General features: G+C 73.4%; 19 protein-coding genes. 8 read left to right on the plus strand and 11 right to left on the minus strand.

The window, feature by feature from the left end; genetic code table 11:
• Positions 1–45 precede the first annotated feature (45 nt).
• The 4 genes from MJ876_RS03770 to MJ876_RS03785 are packed head-to-tail and all read right to left on the minus strand — an operon-like array spanning position 46 to position 4,694.
• On the minus strand, positions 46–1,314 hold the full coding sequence (locus MJ876_RS03770; protein WP_240234731.1) for a M15 family metallopeptidase: 1,269 nt from the start codon (positions 1,312–1,314) through the stop codon (positions 46–48).
• 44 nt (positions 1,315–1,358) lie between these two features.
• The gene (locus MJ876_RS03775) at positions 1,359–2,807 is read right to left on the minus strand and encodes an MFS transporter (protein ID WP_240234732.1); all 1,449 of its coding nucleotides are present in this window, start codon (positions 2,805–2,807) and stop codon (positions 1,359–1,361) included.
• Positions 2,808–2,823: 16 nt separating this feature from the next.
• Entirely contained in the window at positions 2,824–3,666 is an 843-nt protein-coding gene (locus tag MJ876_RS03780) for an ABC transporter permease (protein ID WP_240234733.1), read from the minus strand.
• Positions 3,666–4,694, minus strand: a complete 1,029-nt coding sequence (locus MJ876_RS03785) for an ATP-binding cassette domain-containing protein (protein ID WP_240234869.1) — start codon at positions 4,692–4,694, stop codon at positions 3,666–3,668. The genes MJ876_RS03780 and MJ876_RS03785 overlap by 1 nt, the downstream gene beginning before the upstream one ends.
• Positions 4,695–4,795: 101 nt before the next feature.
• Here MJ876_RS03785 and MJ876_RS03790 point away from each other — a divergent pair, with 101 nt between their 5' ends.
• Positions 4,796–5,371: a hypothetical protein gene (locus tag MJ876_RS03790; protein WP_240234734.1), complete on the plus strand. Its 576-nt coding sequence runs from the start codon at positions 4,796–4,798 to the stop codon at positions 5,369–5,371.
• Between the two features lie 7 nt (positions 5,372–5,378).
• Here MJ876_RS03790 and MJ876_RS03795 read toward each other — a convergent pair whose 3' ends face one another.
• Complete coding sequence (locus tag MJ876_RS03795) at positions 5,379–5,672, minus strand: YrhK family protein (protein WP_240234735.1); 294 nt, start codon at positions 5,670–5,672, stop codon at positions 5,379–5,381.
• Here MJ876_RS03795 and ppgK point away from each other — a divergent pair.
• Complete coding sequence (ppgK, locus tag MJ876_RS03800) at positions 5,671–6,426, plus strand: polyphosphate--glucose phosphotransferase (RefSeq protein ID WP_240234736.1); 756 nt, start codon at positions 5,671–5,673, stop codon at positions 6,424–6,426. The two genes, MJ876_RS03795 and ppgK, sit on opposite strands and share 2 nt — an antisense overlap.
• Positions 6,427–6,466: 40 nt before the next feature.
• Here the strand turns inward: ppgK and MJ876_RS03805 are convergent, their stop codons facing one another.
• The 4 genes from MJ876_RS03805 to MJ876_RS03820 all read right to left on the minus strand — a co-directional run bounded on the left by MJ876_RS03805 (position 6,467) and on the right by MJ876_RS03820 (position 10,594).
• Positions 6,467–7,840 carry an NAD-dependent malic enzyme gene (locus tag MJ876_RS03805; RefSeq protein WP_240234737.1) on the minus strand — a complete coding sequence of 458 codons (1,374 nt, stop codon included), beginning with the start codon at positions 7,838–7,840 and terminating at the stop codon, positions 6,467–6,469.
• Between the two features lie 62 nt (positions 7,841–7,902).
• Complete coding sequence (locus tag MJ876_RS03810; protein ID WP_240234738.1) at positions 7,903–8,751, minus strand: ABC transporter ATP-binding protein; 849 nt, start codon at positions 8,749–8,751, stop codon at positions 7,903–7,905.
• A complete protein-coding gene (locus MJ876_RS03815) occupies positions 8,748–9,581 on the minus strand; it encodes an ABC transporter permease (RefSeq protein WP_240234739.1) in 834 nt (277 codons plus the stop codon). The genes MJ876_RS03810 and MJ876_RS03815 overlap by 4 nt, the downstream gene beginning before the upstream one ends.
• The gene (locus MJ876_RS03820; protein ID WP_240234740.1) at positions 9,578–10,594 is read right to left on the minus strand and encodes an ABC transporter substrate-binding protein; all 1,017 of its coding nucleotides are present in this window, start codon (positions 10,592–10,594) and stop codon (positions 9,578–9,580) included. Before MJ876_RS03820 ends, MJ876_RS03815 begins: the two co-directional genes overlap by 4 nt.
• Positions 10,595–10,697: 103 nt before the next feature.
• Here MJ876_RS03820 and MJ876_RS03825 point away from each other — a divergent pair, with 103 nt between their 5' ends.
• The 4 genes from MJ876_RS03825 to MJ876_RS03840 all read left to right on the plus strand — a co-directional run bounded on the left by MJ876_RS03825 (position 10,698) and on the right by MJ876_RS03840 (position 12,925).
• A complete protein-coding gene (locus tag MJ876_RS03825; protein ID WP_374202456.1) occupies positions 10,698–11,048 on the plus strand; it encodes a GNAT family N-acetyltransferase in 351 nt (116 codons plus the stop codon).
• Between the two features lie 68 nt (positions 11,049–11,116).
• Positions 11,117–12,163 (plus strand): NAD(P)-dependent alcohol dehydrogenase, encoded by a 1,047-nt coding sequence (locus MJ876_RS03830; RefSeq protein ID WP_240234742.1) that lies wholly within the window; start codon positions 11,117–11,119, stop codon positions 12,161–12,163.
• A 137-nt stretch (positions 12,164–12,300) separates the two neighbouring features.
• Entirely contained in the window at positions 12,301–12,606 is a 306-nt protein-coding gene (locus MJ876_RS03835) for a metalloregulator ArsR/SmtB family transcription factor (protein ID WP_240234743.1), read from the plus strand.
• Positions 12,599–12,925 (plus strand): hypothetical protein, encoded by a 327-nt coding sequence (locus MJ876_RS03840; RefSeq protein WP_240234744.1) that lies wholly within the window; start codon positions 12,599–12,601, stop codon positions 12,923–12,925. Before MJ876_RS03835 ends, MJ876_RS03840 begins: the two co-directional genes overlap by 8 nt.
• 4 nt (positions 12,926–12,929) lie before the next feature.
• Here the strand turns inward: MJ876_RS03840 and MJ876_RS03845 are convergent, their stop codons facing one another.
• Positions 12,930–13,397 carry a hypothetical protein gene (locus MJ876_RS03845; RefSeq protein WP_240234745.1) on the minus strand — a complete coding sequence of 156 codons (468 nt, stop codon included), beginning with the start codon at positions 13,395–13,397 and terminating at the stop codon, positions 12,930–12,932.
• Complete coding sequence (locus tag MJ876_RS03850) at positions 13,394–14,011, minus strand: nitroreductase family protein (RefSeq protein ID WP_240234746.1); 618 nt, start codon at positions 14,009–14,011, stop codon at positions 13,394–13,396. The genes MJ876_RS03845 and MJ876_RS03850 overlap by 4 nt, the downstream gene beginning before the upstream one ends.
• Positions 14,012–14,085: 74 nt before the next feature.
• Between MJ876_RS03850 and MJ876_RS03855 the strand changes: the two genes are divergently transcribed.
• Both MJ876_RS03855 and MJ876_RS03860 read left to right on the plus strand, forming a co-directional pair.
• On the plus strand, positions 14,086–14,691 hold the full coding sequence (locus tag MJ876_RS03855; protein ID WP_240234747.1) for a TetR family transcriptional regulator: 606 nt from the start codon (positions 14,086–14,088) through the stop codon (positions 14,689–14,691).
• Between the two features lie 47 nt (positions 14,692–14,738).
• A complete protein-coding gene (locus tag MJ876_RS03860) occupies positions 14,739–17,126 on the plus strand; it encodes an MMPL family transporter (protein WP_240234748.1) in 2,388 nt (795 codons plus the stop codon).
• Positions 17,127–17,128 lie beyond the last annotated feature (2 nt).

Genomic DNA, 17,128 nt, shown 5'->3' on the forward strand with positions numbered 1-17,128 from the left:
TCACCCCTGTCTATCGGTCCTGTCCACCCGGCCGCGCGCCGGTCGTCAGCGGGCCTCGACCAGCCTGTCCATCTCGAAGTGCATCGGGTCGGTGAACGACCAGTCACCGCCCCAGGCGAAGCCCCACTTCTTCATGATCGCCACGACGTCGCGGTCGATGTCGCCGACGGTGCCGCGCTGGTTGCCGGGCACGTTGAGGTCGACGGCGATGCCGAAGGAGTGCAGCGACAGCGAGCTCGACCCGGCGATGAAGCGCGGGTAGTAGCAGCCGGCGTACTCGTCGGGGTTGATCTCGGCCGCCAGCCCGCGCGTCACGACCTCGGTGAACGCCGCCCGCAGCTGCGGCAGCATCACCTTGTGGCAGGTCACGTCGCCGAGGATCGGGACCTCCTCGGTGCGGATGTTCTCCTCCACCCAGGCCGGGTCGGGCGCGATCCGTCCGCCGCCGATGACTTCGTACGTGAACGTGCCGACCGCCTCGGCGACCGAGCCTCCGGTCAGGAAGGCGGTCTGGGTGGCGGTGATGTCGAGGTCCGGGCCGAGGATCTGGACCGGCACGTCGTCGCCGACGATCTCCTTGAGGTCGTCGCGGACGTCCTGCGGGGCGACCGAGCCGGTGTTGACCAGCAGCGCGTTGCCCGGCCGCATGCCGAGCGGCTCGATCCAGTTCTCGTTGAGGACGGCGTCGATCTGGCGGACCTGCGGCGCGTAGGCGCCGATGTGGACCTGCGGGGCGTCGCGGTCGTTGCCGAGCCGCACGAACCCGTTCCCGTCCTCGACCCGCCGGCCGAGGCCGGGCAGGATGCCGAGCTCGCCGCCGGCGACGCGGTCCCACACCTCCTGGAACTGCGCGGTCTGGATCGGGTTGAAGTTGCGGTACGACGAGGGGTCGACCGCGGCGACGTCGATGACGGTGTCCTCCACCGCGACGGGCGCGAGGGCGAACTGCTCGACGGCCTCGACGCCTTCGGTCCCGGCGATCGCCTCGACGACGTCGTCGGCGAGGGTGTCCGGGGCGTAGACGAGGATGTCGTCACCGAACAGGCGACCCTGGAGGGGCCCGGGGTCCTCGACGGCCATCGCGGGGTCGATCGTCGGGCCCTGCTCCCCGCCGTCGGAGTCGGCGACCTCGGACTCGACCGGCTGGGGGATCTCCTCGGTGTCGGCGTCCTGCGGGGCCTCGCCCTCGGCTCCCTGGGAGGCGCCGTCGGAGGCGCGGTCCGAGGCGGAGGTGTCCCCGCACCCGGCGAGCAGGGTCGCGCAGGCGAGGACTGCGGTGCCGGCGACGGCGGCGCGCGTCCGGATCGACCTCATTCGGTGCCTCCCCCTGTGGTGCGGGGTCCAGGGTAGGTGGGCGTTCAACGCCTGTCCGGCGTGAGGTCGCCCACCCGCGTGCGGACCAGCAGGGCCGACAGCAGCGCGCCGGCCGCCATGAGGCCCGCGCAGATCCACACGGCGACGACGTAGCCCGCCGCGAACGCGTCGGGGTCGGCGTAGTCGGTGCCGGAGAGACCGACCAGCGCGGGCAGGGCGGCGACGGCGACGAGGCCGCCGGTGCGGGAGACCGCGTTGTTCACACCGCTCGCGACGCCGGCGTACCGGTCGGGCGCCGCGGCGAGGACCGTCGCGGTCAGTGGGGCGACGAGGAGCGCGAGGCCGAGCCCGAAGACCGTGATCCCGGGCAGCACGTCGGTGGCGAACCCCGCGAACCCGACCGTGTCCGCGTCGGCGCGCAGCAGCAGCAGGGTGCCGACGGCGAGGACCAGCGGCCCGACCGTGAGCGGGACCCGCGGCCCGATCCGCTGCGCCAGCGCGCCGCCGCGGGAGGCCAGCAGGAGCATGCAGATCGTGATCGGCAGCGTGGACAGGCCCGCGGCGAGCGCGCCCCAGCCCGCGACCGTCTGCAGCTGCAGGACGAGGAAGAAGAGCACGGCCCCCAGCGCGGCGTACACGAGCAGGGTGAGGGCGTTGACCGCGCTGAAGGTGCGGTCGGTGAACAGCACGAGCGGCACCAGGGGATGGCGGCTGCGGCGCTCGACGAGGACGAACGCCGCCGCGGCCACGGCCCCGAGCACCGCGGCGGGCACGGCGTACGGCGACCCGGGCTCGACCAGCGCCCACGTGACGGAGCCGAGCGCGGCCACCGCCAGGACGGTCCCGGCCACGTCGAAGCCGTGCGCGGCCTGGGGGTCGCGGGACTCCGGCACCGAGCGTACCGCGATCGCCACCACGAGGACCGCGGGCAGCAGGTTGACCAGGAAGATCCAGCGCCACGAGGCCTGCTCGACCAGGACCCCGCCGAGGAACGGCCCGGCTGCTGCGGCGATGGAGCCCAGACCGGTCCAGGTGCCGATGGCGCGGGCGCGGTCCTCGCGGGCGAAAGCGCCCTGGATCATCGCGAGGCTGCCCGGCGTGAGCAGCGCGGCGCCGACGCCCTGCAGCACCCGGGAGCCGATCAGCACCTCCACGCTCGGGGCGAGCCCGCAGGCCAGGGAGGCGACCGCGAAGGTGACGGTGCCGACGAGGAAGACACGCCGGCGCCCGAACCGGTCGCCCAGCGAGCCGCCGAGCAGGATCAGCCCGGCGAGCGTCAGCAGGTAACCGTTGGTCACCCACTGCAGGGCGGCGAGGTCCGCGTCGAGGTCCTCGCCGATCGTGCGGAGCGCGACGTTGACGACCGTCTGGTCGAGCAGCGCCATGCCCGAGCCCAGCGTGGCGGCGGCGAGGACGGCACGGCCGGCGGGCGTCCCCAGCCGGACCGGCTCGCCCTCGCAGACGGGCTCGCCGGTCACGGGCTGGGAGGTCACCCGGCCCAGTGTGGGCCTACGCGTTCTCCTTGCGGAAGACGGCCGTCCCCCACCACAGCGCCAGCGCGAAGAGAACGACGGACCAGCCGACGCCCCAACCCATCGTGGCGAGGTCGAAGTCGCCGAAGAACGCCCCGCGGACGGCGTCGACGACGTGACGGATGGGCATGAAGTCGGCCAGGCGGTCGAGCCACGCGGCGCCGAACGTCATCGGCAGGAGGATCCCGGACAGCAGCAGCACCGGCATCATCACGAGGTTGATGACGGGCGCCATGACGTCCTCGGACTTGGTGGTCAGCGCGAGCGCGTTGGACGCCGCCGCGCAGGCCCCGCCCAGCAGCAGGGTGAGCAGGACGCCGACGACCACCCCGCCGACCGAGGCGTCCATGCCGAGCGCCGTGCCGAGGGCGACGAGGATCACCGCCTGCACGAACAGCTGGAGCAGGTCGCGCCCGAGGCGGCCGACGAGGAGCGCCGTCCGGCTGGCCGGGGTGACCCGCTCGGCCTCGATGACGCCCTCGCGCCACTCCCCGATCAGGGAGAAGCCCGCGAAGAAGGCGCCGAAGATCCCGAGCTGGACGAGCATCCCCGGGACGAACCACGTGTACTGGTTGATCCCCGGCCCGAGCTGCGCGATCACCGGTTCGAGCAGCGGGCCGAACAGCAGCAGGTAGAGCACCGGCTGCAGCATCCCGATGATCACCCACGCGGGGTTGCGCAGGTTCATCCGCATCTGGCGGCGGAAGACGATGAACGACTCCCGCCAGAACCGGCCGACCGCTCCGCGCTGCGGCAGCTCCTCGGCCGCCGCGGGCGTGCGCGCGGGCCGTGAGGACGGACGGGGTGCGGTCGTGGTCATCACGCCACCTCCTGGTCGTTCGGGTCGCCGGGTTGCTCGGGATGCCCCGGTTGCTCCGGTTGCTCCGGTTGCTCCGCGTCGCGCAGGCTGCGCCCGGTCAGGGTCAGGAAGACGTCGTCCAGGGTGGGCCGGGCGACCTCGATGGAGTCGAGGGAGACGCCCTCGGACCCGAGGTCGCGCAGCAGGCCAGGGACGGCGCGCCCGGCGCGCGGCACGCGCGCGGAGACCCGGCGCCCGTCGACCTCGGCGCGGCCGGCGAGCACGCGCAGGCGCTCGTGGGCGGTCGCGACCTGGTCGTCGGCGGCGACCTCGAGGACGACGAGGTCGCCCGCGACCTGGGCCTTGAGGTTGTCGGCGGTGTCGGAGGCGACGATCTCGCCGCGGTCGATGATGACGATGCGGTCCGCGAGCGCGTCGGCCTCGTCGAGGTAGTGCGTGGTGAGGAAGACGGTGGCGCCCTTGCGGTCGCGCAGCGCCGAGATGTGGCCCCACAGGTTCGCCCGGGCCTGCGGGTCGAGACCGGTCGTCGGCTCGTCGAGGAACACCAGGGACGGTTCGTGGACGAGCCCCATGACGATGTCGAGGCGGCGCTTCTGCCCGCCCGACATGCTCTTCGGCCGGCGCCGCCACAGGCCCTCGAGCTGCAGGTCGTCGAAGAGCCCCTGCCCGCGGCGGACGGCGTCGGCGTGCGACATCCCGTACAGCATCCCGTGGTCGATGACCTCGTCGCCGGCGAAGGCCCCCGAGTACGTCGACCCGGCCTGCGAGACGTAGCCGATGCTGCGGCGCACCTGCACCGCCTGGGTGGCCACGTCGTAGCCGGCCACGGTCGCCGTGCCCGCCGTGGGTCGCAGGAGCGTGGTCAGCATCCGCAGGGTCGTGGTCTTGCCCGCGCCGTTGGGGCCGAGGAAGCCGACGACCTCGCCCTCCGCGACGTCGAGGTCGACGCCGCGCACGGCGTGGACGTCGGTCCGCGCGCGGCCCCGCCCCGTCCGGAAGGTCTGGACGAGCCCGCGTGCGGTGATCATGGAGGGTCGGTCGGTGCTCACCTCACGAGTGAACCGCGTGGTACCGACAACCGTCCACGGCGTTTCGCTGTGAGCGGCTACCCGCCAGTAACGTCGTGGACATGTCACCGGTGCGCGGGCTCGTCGCCACGTCCGTCCTCGTCGCGCTCGCGCTGCCGCTGGGCGCCGCGGCCCCGGCCCCGGCCGCCTCGGCCGCCCCGGGCGCCGCGGACGTGCCCCGGGTGCAGACCGTGGGGGACCCGCGCGGCGACGTCCGCGCGACCGGCGCCGTGCCCCGGTCGGTCCGCCGCAGCGTCGACGTCTCGTCCCTGCAGGTGCGGCGCGACGACAACGAGCTGCGCCTGCGGCTGGCGCTGCGTGACGTGCGCTCGTTCGCGGCGTGGGAGCAGGGCGCGACGTTCGTGTTCTCCCGCGAGCGCCGGGCCCAGCGGTTCACGGTCTCCGGCGCCGACGTGCTGCGCGGCGACCTGCTCAGCGACCGGCTCTGCGAGGGCGGCTCGGTGAGGCGGCGGGGGGCCGTGGACGCGCTCGTCGTCCGGATCCCCTTCTCCTGCATCCGCACCACGCCGGGAGAGACGCTGAGGCTCCGCGCCACCGCGACCGCCACGCCGGCGACACCCGTCGACGGCGTCCGCGCCGCCGACCGGGTCCGTGCGGTCCGCACCGACCCGCGCTAGGCGTCCGCTAGAAGTCCGCCGCCGACTCGTGCGCCCCGACGCGGCGCAGGTGCACCCGGCGTGAGAGCCGGATGACGGGACGGACCGCCAGCTCGGCGCTGCCCACGATGAACAGCCACGTCCCGGCCTCGGTCGTCGCGGAGTCGAGGAACAGGAACGAGCCGACGAGGAACCACACGGCCACGAGCAGGTCGTTGGCAATGGAGAGGGTCTCGTAGCGGCGGCGCAGGAGCAGCTCGCGATGTCCGAGGTGCAGGGTGAGCGTGCCGTCGGGGTGCACGTGGGCCTCGTGTGGTGGCATGAGGGCCATGGAACACCCCTTCGGGATCGACTTCGGCGGCACCGGCATCAAGGGCGCCCCCGTCGACCTCGCGGTCGGCGACTTCGCCGAGGAGCGCGTGCGTCACCCCACGCCCCAGCCCTCGACGCCGGAGGCCGTCGCGGACGTCTTCGTCCAGCTCCTGGCCTCGTTTCCCGAGTCGTACTCGCCCGTGGGGGTCACCGTCCCCGGCGTCGTGCGCAGGGGGGTCGTCGGGTCCGCGGCCAACATCGACGACGCCTGGATCGGCACCGACGCCGACGCGATGCTGTCCGACCGGCTCCGGCGCTCGGTGCACGTGGTCAACGACGCCGACGCGGCGGGCCTCGCCGAGGCGGCGTACGGCGCGGCGCGGGGCGTGACCGGCCTGGTGATCGTGACGACGCTCGGCACCGGGATCGGCTCGGCCATGGTCCACGACGGGGTGCTCGTGCCGAACGCCGAGCTGGGCCACCTCGAGATCGACGGGCACGACGCCGAGTCGCGCGCCGCGAACTCCGCCCGCAAGCGCGAGGAGCTCTCGTGGGAGGAGTGGGGCGCCCGGCTCACCCGCTACTACCGCACCGTGGAGATGCTCTTCTCCCCCGAGGTGTTCGTGATCGGCGGCGGCGTCAGCAAGGACGCCGAGCACTGGCTGCCGCACGTCCACGTGCGCACGCCCATCGTCACCGCGACCCTGCTGAACCGCGCCGGGGTCGTCGGCGCCGCTCTGCTCGCCGCTCGCGAGCAGGACTGAGGCCGAGACCGAGACCCGAGACCGGCCCGGGGCGGCCCGCTCACTCCCCCGCGATGGCGCGGGCCACGGCCTTGGGGACGGCGGTGTCGAACACCGACGGGATGATGAAGGACGCGTTGAGCTCCTCGTCGGTCACCACGTGGGCGATGCCCTCCGCGGCGGCCAGCATCATGTCGATCGTCACGTCCGAGGCGCGGGCGTCGAGCAGGCCGCGGAACACGCCGGGGAACGCCAGGACGTTGTTGATCTGGTTCGGGTAGTCCGAGCGGCCCGAGGCCACGACGGCGGCGCGGCGGCCGGCCTCGCCGGGGTCCACCTCGGGGTCGGGGTTCGCCAGCGCGAAGACGACGGCCTTGTCGGCCATGTCGTCGATCCACTCCGGCTCGAGGATGCGCGGGGCGCTCACGCCGATGAAGACGTCGGCGTCGACGAGCACGTCGTGCAGCGACCCCGTCACCCGCCGCGGGTTCGTCTGCTCCGCGAGCGTGCGGTGGGAGTCCGACAGGTTCTCGTCACCGGCGCAGATGGCGCCCTCGCGGTCGACCACCACGACGTCCTCGGCACCCGCCGCGAGCAGCAGGGTCACGATCGCGGTGCCGGCGGCACCGCCGCCGGAGACGACGACGCGCACGGTCGACAGCTCCTTGTCGACGACCCGCAGCGCGTTGGTCAGCGCGGCGAGGACGACGATGGCCGTCCCGTGCTGGTCGTCGTGGAAGACCGGGATGTCGAGGCTCTCGCGCAGCCGGCGCTCGATCTCGAAGCAGCGCGGCGCGGCGATGTCCTCGAGGTTGATGCCGCCGAAGCCGGGGGCGATCATCTCGACGGCCTTGACGATCTCGTCGGTGTCCTGGCTGGCCAGGCAGATCGGCCACGCGTCGATGTTCGCGAACCGCTTGAACAGGGCCGCCTTGCCCTCCATCACCGGCATGGCCGCGCCCGGGCCGATGTTGCCCAGACCGAGCACCGCCGAGCCGTCGGTGACGACCGCGACCGAGTTGCCCTTCACCGTCAGCCGCCGCACGTCCTCGGGGTTCTTCGCCAGCGCCATCGACACCCGACCGACCCCGGGGGTGTAGGCCATCGACAGGTCGTCGCGGGTCCGCAGGGGGACCTTCGAGGACACCTCGATCTTGCCGCCGATGTGCAGCAGGAAGGTCCGGTCGGACACCTTGTGCACGGTCACGCCCGGCAGGGCCTTGACCAGCTCGACGAGCTCCTCGGAGTGCTCCGCGTTGCCCGCCGAGCACGTGACGTCGACGACGAGACGGTCGTGGCGCGACTCGGTGACGTCGATCGCCGTCACGATCCCGCCGGCCTGGGCGATGCACGTCGCGACCTCGCCGACCACCGCGTGGTCGGGGTCCGCGTGCAGACGCATGGTGATCGAGTACGACGACGTGGTGGCGGCCATGAGCGAAGAATCGCGGGGCCGACGGGTTACCGGCAAGTCACCTCGGGCGCCGGTGACGACGCTCACGCCCGGTCCGCCGCGTCGGCCCCTCCCCCCGGCCCGTCGGTCCCCGCGTGGACCAGCGCGGCGATGCGCCGCTCCACGGCGTTGAAGTCGGGAGCGTTGACGTCACGCTCGCCGGCGAGGTCGACGGCGACCACCTCGCGGACGTGGCCCGGGACGCCGACCGACGCGCCGCCCGCCATGACCACGACGCGGTCGGCGAGGTACACCGCCTCCTCGATGGAGTGGGTGACGAGCAGGATCGTCGTCCCCGCCTCGCGGTGGATGCGCCGCAGCTCGTGCTGCATCGAGGTGCGGGTCAGGGCGTCCAGCGCCCCGAACGGCTCGTCCATGAGCAGGACGGCGGGCTCGTTGGCGAGCACGCGCGCCAGCGCCACGCGCTGCTGCATCCCGCCGGACAGCTCGCCGGGGAAGCGGTCGGCGAACCGGGTGAGCCCGACCGTCTCGATGACCGCCTCGGTCCGACGGCGGACGACGCCGCGCGGCAGCCGCTGCCGACGTGGCCCCCACCGGACGTTCTCGGCGACGGTCAGCCACGGGAACAGGCCGTAGTCCTGGAAGACGACGCCGCGGTCGGGGCCGGGGCCGCGCACCGGCCGGCCGCCGACGACCAGCGAGCCGGCCGTCGGTCGCTCGAAGCCCGCGAGCATGCGCAGCACGGTCGACTTGCCGCACCCGCTGGCGCCGACGACGGCGGCGACCTCGCCCGGTGCGATCTCGAGCGTGACGTCGGCGACGGCGTCCACGGGGCCCCGGACGGTGTCGTAGCGCTTGCCGACGCCCTCGAGCACCACGCGGCCCGACTCGTCCACGACCCGCGCCGGGTCCACGACGCCCGCGGCGCTCACGCGGCCCTCATCAGCGGACGTCGTCCGAACAGCCCGCGCAGCCCCAGCACGAGGAGCCGGTCGGAGCAGAAGCCGGCGACGCCGATGACGATCATGCCGACGACGATCCGGTCGGTGCGGACCTGCTCGCGGGCCAGCGTGATCATGCTGCCCAGCCCGGTGTCGATGCCGTTGGACTCCCCCAGCACGAGGATGACCCACGCCAGCCCCAGGCCGATCCGCAGGCCGCTGACGATCCCGGGCGTCGCGGCCGGGACGACCACCCGCAGCAGGATGCCCGCCGGCCGGGTGCCGAGCATCCGGGCGGCCTCCACGAGCCGCGGCGACACCTCGCGGGTCGCGCCGAGCGTGTTGAGCAGGATCGGGAAGAACGCCGACAGGGTGATGAGGAAGACGGTGGCCTGCGACCCGAAGCCGATGATGAGGAGCACCAGCGGCACCCACGCGGTCGCCGGGATCGGGCGGAACAGGTTCACCGCGGGGTCGAGCGCGGCGTTGACGAGCGCGAAGCGCCCCATCAGGACCCCGAGCGGGATCGCCAGCACCGCCGCGAGGGCGAACCCGGCGAGGACCCGGAGCGTGCTGGCGCCGAGGTGCTCCCACAGCGTCCGGCTGAACGCGTCGTCGTTGACCCCGCCGAAGGCGAAGTCCCACAGCAGCACCGCGACGTCCAGCGGCTCGGGCAGGAACGCCATCTTGATGTCGAACACCAGCACCCACTCGCCGCGCACGCCGAGGTGCCACATCGCCACCAGCAGCGCGAGCACGGCCAGGCCGAGCGCCAGGCGGCCGAGCCGGGGCGCCCAGAGTGCCGCCGTCGGGCGCCTCACCGTGTCCCGGCCGGGGCGTCGGTGCTCGCGAAGGAGGTGTCGACGACCTCGTCGACGGCCGGGGCCTCGTCGATCATCCCGAGCCGCTCCATCTGGGCGGCCAGCTCGCCGATCTCGTCGACGTACGCCGGGGCGAGGTCGGAGCGCAGCCAGGAGTTGTCCAGGGCGGTGGCGAAGACCTGCTCGTCGCCGCCGTACTCCTCGACCATGGCGGGCAGCCACTCGTCCTGGTTCTCGGCCATGTACGCCGTCGCGGCCGCGTGGGTGTCGACGACCTCCTGCACCGCCTCGGGCTCGGCGTCGATGAAGTCGCCGCTGGCGAGCAGGCCGATGTTCACCCGTCCGATCTCCGTGTCGTACGGCGACGCGATCTCCTGCCCGCCCGCGCCGAGGGCGAGCGAGACACCGATCTCGGGCGCCAGGAACGCGTCGATCTGGCCGGTGTCGAAGGCGGTGAAGAACTCGGGGGCGGCCAGGGACACCAGCTCGAGCTCCTCGATGTCGACCCCGGCGTCCTCGAGCATCAGCTGCAGCGCGACGTACTGCGAGCTCGACTCGAGGTAGCCGACCCGCTTGCCGGCGAGGTCGGCGACGGTCTCGATGGACGGGTCCCCGACCAGGCCGCTGCCACCGTCCGCGGCGCCGGCGACGACCTGGACGTCACGGCCCTGCGCCGCGCCGGCGACGGTGGTCGTGATGCTGCCGACCGCCATGTCGACCGTCCCCGACAGCAGCGCGTCGTTCAGGGCGGGTGCGGTGTCGAGGGTGACGACCTCGTAGTCGAGGTCGCCGGTCGCGTGGTCGGCGTAGAGGAACGGCGCGTAGAAGTGCGGCTGGCCCCGCAGGGTGCCGACCGTGACGGTGGTCGTGGCCCCCGCCTCGTCGTCGCCGCCGCCGGTCGACGTGCACGACGCCAGCAGCAGGGGCAGGACGGCGGCCGCGGCGGCCGCGGCGAGGGTGCGCCGGGGGGCCGGGCGGCGGTGGTCGTGACGGGAGGGGGCGGGTGCGCTCACGCGGGGGCTCCTGGGGTGGTGCGGGTGGGGCTTCGGGTGGAGGAGCGGCCACTGTCACCGACGCGGATTTCACCGTCGTGACATCGCTGTTGCGACCACACACCTGTGGGCGGGCCGGCCGTCACGGGGGCGATACCGTCGACGCATGCCCGTCGTCGTGCAGGACGTCCCCGACCGCTCCCGCTACGTCGTCCTCGCGGACGGCCGGCAGGCGGGTCTGCTCACCTACGACCGCGGCGAGACCCAGATCGACCTCCTGCACACCGAGGTGGACGACGCCTACGCCGGCCGCGGCCTCGCCAAGGCGCTGGTGACCCACGCGCTCGACGCGGCGCGCCGCGACGGGCTCGCCGTGGTCCCGTCCTGCCCCTACGTCGCCGAGTTCCTGCGCCGCGACCCGTCGTACGCCGACCTCGTGCCGGCCGCCCGGCGCGCGGAGCTCGGCCTGGACTGAACCGTCCCGGCCCGAACGATTCGGGTCCGGCGCGGAATACGCCGAGGTCGTGCGACGTTCAACCATCCATGTCCACCACGGTCTCCGCCCTGTCCGTCCCCCAGGCCTCCGCCTCGTTCGAGCGCACCACCGTCGACCGACGCGACCTGCGACCGAACGACGTCCGCATCGACATCCGCTTCGCCGGCATCTGCCACTCCGACATCCACCAGGTCCGCGGTGAGTGGGGCGGCGAGACGTTCCCCATGGTCCCGGGCCACGAGATCATCGGCACCGTGGCCGAGGTCGGCTCCGAGGTCACCGAGCACGCCGTCGGCGACACCGTCGGCGTGGGCTGCTTCGTCGACTCCTGCCTCGAGTGCGAGGCGTGCAAGGACGGCGAGGAGCAGTACTGCACGAAGGGTGTCGTGCAGACCTACAACGACGAGGGGTACGACGGCGAGAAGACCTTCGGGGGCTACAGCACCCAGGTCGTCGTCCGCGACCACTTCGTCGTCCGCGTGCCCGAGGGCATGGACCTCGCCGCGGCCACGCCGCTGCTGTGCGCCGGCATCACCACGTTCCACCCGCTGAAGGAGCACGGCGCCGGCCCCGGCAAGCGCGTGGGCGTCATCGGCATGGGCGGCCTCGGCCACGTCGCGGTGAAGATCGCCGCGGCGATGGGCGCCGACGTCGCGGTGCTGTCGCGCACCGACGCCAAGGCCGACGACGGCAAGGCGTTCGGCGCCTCGGAGTACTTCGCGACCGAGGACGAGTCGGTCTTCACCGAGCAGGCCGGCAGCTTCGACATCCTGCTCAACACCGTCGGCTCCGGCATCGACCTCGACGCCTTCATGGGCCTGCTGGGCCGCGGCGGCGTCATGGCGAACCTCGGCGCCCCGAGCGACAACCTGGAGGTCAGCGCCTTCTCGCTGCTCCCGAACCGCCGCTCCATCGCCGGCTCCATGGTCGGCGGCCTGCCCGAGACGCAGGAGATGATGGACTTCTGCGCCGAGCACGGCATCACCGCGACCGTCGAGGTCATCTCCGCCGACCAGGTCGACGAGTACTACGACAAGGTCGTCTCCGGTGACGTGCGCTACCGCGCCGTCATCGACACCGCGTCCCTGTCCTGATCCAGGGGGCGTCAGCAGACGTCCGACGGCCCGGTCCCCGCACGGGGGCCGGGCCGTCGTGCTGCCCGGGCCCGGCCGCGGCCCGATGGCTGCATGGGCCACTTGACATGCAGACATGCGCATATCAGGATTCCCGCATGGAACCGGGCCTCTCGGCGTACGACGGGGTCAGCGAGCTCTTCTCGGCGCTCGCCAACCCCGTGCGCGCGGCGGTGGTGCACCGGCTCTCCGAGCGGCCGCGGACGGTCACCGAGCTCACCGAGGAGCTCGGGGTGTCGCAACCGCTGATGTCGCAGCACCTCCGGGTGCTGCGCACGGCGCACGTCGTGACCCCCACCCGCACCGGCCGGACCACCACCTACGCGCTGTCGGACGACCACGTGGCCCACGTGTTCCTCGACGCGTTCACCCACACCAAGGAGCACGAGGACCCCGATGAGTGACACCGCCCCCCACACCGAGGCCGAGAAGCACGCCCACACCCACGGCCCGGGTTGCGGCCACCTGGCCGTCGTCCACGACGACCACGTCGACTACGAGCACGACGGCCACCTGCACCACGAGCACGACGGCCACTACGACGAGTGCACGAAGTGCCAGTGCGGCGACTGCAACGACTCCTGCGCGACCTGCAGCTGCGCGAGCTGCTCCTGCCCGACCTGCAACCACGCCACCTGCGAGTGCAGCAACTGCGGCGGCGAGCCCTGCTCGTCCTGCATCTGCGCGGACTGCTCCTGCGGCACCTGCCGCCACGCGGCCTGAGCCGCTAGACGGGCCTCGACGGGCCGTCGGCGTCGTCCCCCTCGTCGGGGCCGACGTCGGCGGCCCGTCGCCGTGAGCGCCGGACGGTGACCAGCACCCAGCCGGCGATCAGCACGTTGCCCAGCGCGGTCATCCACAGCCCGGTCGACGAGCCGACCTCCCCGGGCACCCGGAAGGCGTTGGGCTCCCCCGGCACGGCCGTCACCTCGAGGGTCCCGTCCCGCTCCGCCGCCTCGTACGTCGCGGCGTCGACCCGGCGCGGCCAGCCCGACTCCGGCTGCTCGACGGCGTACTCGCCGTCGAAGCCGAGGAACACGACGTAGGCGTCGCCCTGCGACTGCGCGGAGACGACCTCCGCGACCACGTCACGGCCCTCGCTCGCCACCTGGCGGTCGGCGAGCACCGACGACACGATCGGCAGGTTGACCAGCGCGAGCAGCGCGACCAGCAGGACGAGCTTCGCCGGGGTCACGCGCTCGGCCAGGGTCGGTCCCAGGCGCCGTCGCGCAGCGCCTCGCCGGTGGGACGCCGCTCGCGCGGCCGGTCCTCGCGCTCGACGAGGTCGCCCTCCGTGGGCTCGAGGTGGCGGCCGACGGCGATGCCCGACAGCACGCGGAAGTGACCGGGGACCCCGAGCACCCCGCCCGCCGCGTCGAGGTCCATCCCGGAGAACTGGTGGGCGTGCAGACCCATCGCGCGGGCCTGCAGCGTGACGTGGGCGGCGGCCTGGCCGGTGTCGTAGCAGGCGTAGTCGGCAGGCACCTCGCGCGCCGCCTTCGAGCCGGGCTCCGCGTCCGGGTCGGGGCCGGTGCGCACGGCGGTCACGAGCACCGCCGACGCCCGGCGGACCCAGGCGTTGCCCCGGCTCAGGGTCTCGCACCAGGCGGCGTGGTTGCCCACCCCGCGGCGCAGCACCACGAGGACCCACGGCTGGCTGTTGCCGCGGCTCGGGGCCCACCGGGCCGCCTGCACGAGGACGTCGAGGTCGCCGTCCGCGACCTCGTGGGCGGGGTCGAAGCTGCTCGGGCTCCACCGGGAGCGCAGCGGTTCGGACAGGACCTCGGCGTCGGGTGTGGGCGCGTGCACCGCTCCAGTATCCGGGGCCGCGGATGCGGTCGAGGATGTGCACTCGTTTGTGCGGGAGTGCAAGAATGCACTCCGTGGTCAAGAGTGCAATGTGCGTCACCGACCGTCGTGAGGCCCGCCGCCTCGCGACGAACCGGCGCATCACCGTCGAGGCCCAGCGTCTCGTCGAGGAGCACGGGTTCGACGGCTTCACCATGGACGACCTCGCCGCCGCCGCCGACGTCTCGCGCCGCACCCTGTTCAACCACGTCGGCTCCAAGCTCGACGCCGTGCTCGGCGAGTTCCCGGTCGTCCCCGAGGCCCTCGTCGAGCAGTTCCGCGCCGGCGGCCCCCACGGCGACCTGTTCAGCGACCTGGGCGCCCTCGCGGAGGAGGTCGTCGCCGACCACGACGCCACCCGCGAGGAGATCGCGCTGGGCCGCCGGATGCTCGCCGACCCCCGGCTGCTCGCCGCCAGCAACGAGCGGTTCGCGGCGTACGCCGAGCCGTTCCTCGACCACATCGCCGCCCGCGAGGGTGCCGCATACGACGAGACCCGGGCCCGCGTCGCGGTGAGCGTCCTGGTCTCGCTCGCCGAGATGGCGCTCGACGACTACGTCGCCGACACCGAGGGCCGACCCCTCGTCGACCACCTCACCCGCCTGCTGACGGCCGCCCGGTCGTTGGTGTCCCGCACCTGACCCCTCACCCGCACCCCCGCGTCCGCCTCCCCGAGACAAGGACCCCCATGGCCTCCCTGCTCCAGCGCCTCGGCGCGACCGCCCACCGCCGCTGGCCCGCGTTCATCGCGCTCTGGCTCGTCGCCCTGATCGGCGTCGGCGCGTTCGCCGGCTTCCTGTCCAAGCCGCTGGTCGACTCCTTCACCATCCCGGGCATCGAGTCCGAGGAGGCCGCCGACCTCCAGTCCGAGCTGTTCGGCGGCGGCGCGGACGCCATCGACCAGGCGACCGTCAACGTCGTCGTCCAGGCACCCGAGGGCTCCACGCTCGCCGACCGTGACGTCAACGACGACGTCACCGCCCTGGTCGCCGACCTCCAGGGCATCCCCCAGCTGTCGGACGCCGACCGCGACCCGCAGACCTCCGCCATCGTCGACCCGGTGCTCGCCGCCCAGGGCGTCGAGCAGCAGCTGCGCGAGGGCTACGAGCAGAACCCGGCCACCGCGCAGCTGCCCGCGGAGCAGCTCGACGCACTGGTCGAGAAGGACGTCGCCTCCGTCTCGCCGCTGTCCACCGACGGTCGCACCGGCATCATCAGCTTCGTCCTCGACGTCCCCACCGTGACCGAGGTCGACCCCGCCACCCGCGACGCGATCACCGACGTCATGGACGACGCCCGCGACGCGGGCCTGGTCGTCGAGGCCAACGGCCAGGGCATGCAGGCCCTGACGGACTTCGGCGTCACCTCCGAGGTCGTCGGCATCGGCGTCGCCCTGCTCGTCCTCGTCCTGACCTTCGGCTCGCTCGTCGCCGCGGGCCTGCCGATCCTCACCGCGCTCGTCGGGGTCGGGCTCGGGCTGCTCGGCGTCCTCGGCGCGACGTACTTCACCGAGCTCGGCACGGTGACGCCGATCCTGGCCTCGATGATCGGCCTGGCGGTCGGCATCGACTACGCGCTGTTCATCCTCGCCCGCTACCGCACCGAGCTCGAGGCCAACGGCGGTGACGCGAGCCGCGCCATCGGCCGGGCGGTCGGGACGGCGGGCTCCGCGGTGGTCTTCGCCGGCCTCACCGTCGTCATCGCCCTCGCGGCGCTGACGGTCGTCGGCATCCCGTTCCTGTCCGCGATGGGCCTCGCCGCCGCCGCGACGGTGACGATCGCCGTCCTCGTGGCGCTGACCCTGCTCCCCGCCATCGTCGGGATGTTCGGCTCGAAGGCCTTCGGCGGCCGGGTCCGGACCTACACCCCGAAGCGCGACGCCGACGGGGCGGTCGTCAACAACGGCGTCCGCTGGGCGCGGCTGGTCGGCAAGGCGCCCCTGGTGGCGATCGTGCTCGTGGTCGTCGGCCTCGGCGCCCTGGCCCTGCCGGGCCGTGACCTGCAGCTCGCGTTCCCGTCCGACTCGACCGCCGCCACCGACACCACCCAGCGCAAGGCCTCCGACCTGATCGAGGAGGCCTTCGGCCCCGGCCGCGAGTCGCCGCTGCTCGTCGTCGTCGACGCCCGCGAGGTCGGCGACCCCCAGGCGGCGCAGGCGGCGTACGGCACCGTCGTCGAGTGGGCCGGCGGTCAGGAGGACGTCGCCAACGCCCAGGTCGCCCAGGTCAACGACGACGGCACCGGCGCGCTGGTGCTCCTGACGCCGCAGTCCGGCCCCACGGCGCTGAGCACCGTCGACCTGCTCGCCGACCTCCGCGCGGAGCAGGGCGACGTCGAGTCCGAGACCGGGACCACGCTCGGCGTCACCGGCCTGACCGCCATCCAGGTGGACACCTCCGAGCAGCTCGACGAGGCGCTGCCCGTCTACCTCGCGATCGTCGTCGGGCTCGCGTTCCTGCTGCTCATGGTCGTCTTCCGGTCGATCCTGGTGCCGCTCACCGCGACGCTCGGGTTCCTGCTGTCGGTGCTCGCCACGCTGGGCGCCACGGTCGCCGTGTTCTCCGACGGCGTCGGCGGGCTCGTCGACGGCGCCCCGATCATCAGCTTCCTGCCGGTGCTCGTGATCGGCATCGTGTTCGGCCTCGCGATGGACTACCAGGTGTTCCTGGTGACCCGCATCCGCGAGGCCCACGTGCACGGCGCCGACGCGCGGGAGGCGATCCTCGACGGCTTCCGGAACTCGGCGCGGGTCGTGGCCGCCGCCGCGGTCATCATGATCTCGGTCTTCGCGGCGTTCATCCTGCAGGAGGACCCGATCATCAAGTCGATGGGCTTCGCGCTCGCCGCCGCGGTCGCGTTCGACGCGTTCGTGGTCCGGATGACGCTCATCCCCGCGCTGATGTTCCTCATGAAGGAGAAGGCGTGGTGGCTGCCGCGCTGGCTCGACCGCGTCCTGCCGAACGTGGACGTCGAGGGCGACAGCCTGGCGGACGGCCCGGGCGCCGTCACCGACGCGGGCCACAAGCACCGCGCCGGCCACGCCGACCGCCACCCGGAGCCGGCCCACCGCGCCTGAGC

Source organism: Nocardioides sp. CFH 31398, assembly GCF_022436705.1.
GTDB lineage: Bacteria > Actinomycetota > Actinomycetes > Propionibacteriales > Nocardioidaceae > Nocardioides.

Excerpts from the sequence above, each read along its gene's own strand:
- MJ876_RS03785 (WP_240234869.1), bottom strand. The coding sequence starts at position 4,694 with ATGATCACCGCACGCGGGCTCGTCCAGACCTTCCGGACGGGGCGGGGC.
- MJ876_RS03780 (WP_240234733.1), bottom strand. The coding sequence starts at position 3,666 with ATGACCACGACCGCACCCCGTCCGTCCTCACGGCCCGCGCGCACGCCC.
- MJ876_RS03860 (WP_240234748.1), top strand. The coding sequence starts at position 14,739 with ATGGCCTCCCTGCTCCAGCGCCTCGGCGCGACCGCCCACCGCCGCTGG.
- MJ876_RS03830 (WP_240234742.1), top strand. The coding sequence starts at position 11,117 with ATGTCCACCACGGTCTCCGCCCTGTCCGTCCCCCAGGCCTCCGCCTCG.
- MJ876_RS03790 (WP_240234734.1), top strand. The coding sequence starts at position 4,796 with ATGTCACCGGTGCGCGGGCTCGTCGCCACGTCCGTCCTCGTCGCGCTC.
- MJ876_RS03840 (WP_240234744.1), top strand. The coding sequence starts at position 12,599 with ATGAGTGACACCGCCCCCCACACCGAGGCCGAGAAGCACGCCCACACC.
- MJ876_RS03795 (WP_240234735.1), bottom strand. The coding sequence starts at position 5,672 with ATGCCACCACACGAGGCCCACGTGCACCCCGACGGCACGCTCACCCTG.
- MJ876_RS03770 (WP_240234731.1), bottom strand. The coding sequence starts at position 1,314 with ATGAGGTCGATCCGGACGCGCGCCGCCGTCGCCGGCACCGCAGTCCTC.
- MJ876_RS03805 (WP_240234737.1), bottom strand. The coding sequence starts at position 7,840 with ATGGCCGCCACCACGTCGTCGTACTCGATCACCATGCGTCTGCACGCG.
- MJ876_RS03835 (WP_240234743.1), top strand. The coding sequence starts at position 12,301 with ATGGAACCGGGCCTCTCGGCGTACGACGGGGTCAGCGAGCTCTTCTCG.
- ppgK (WP_240234736.1), top strand. The coding sequence starts at position 5,671 with ATGAGGGCCATGGAACACCCCTTCGGGATCGACTTCGGCGGCACCGGC.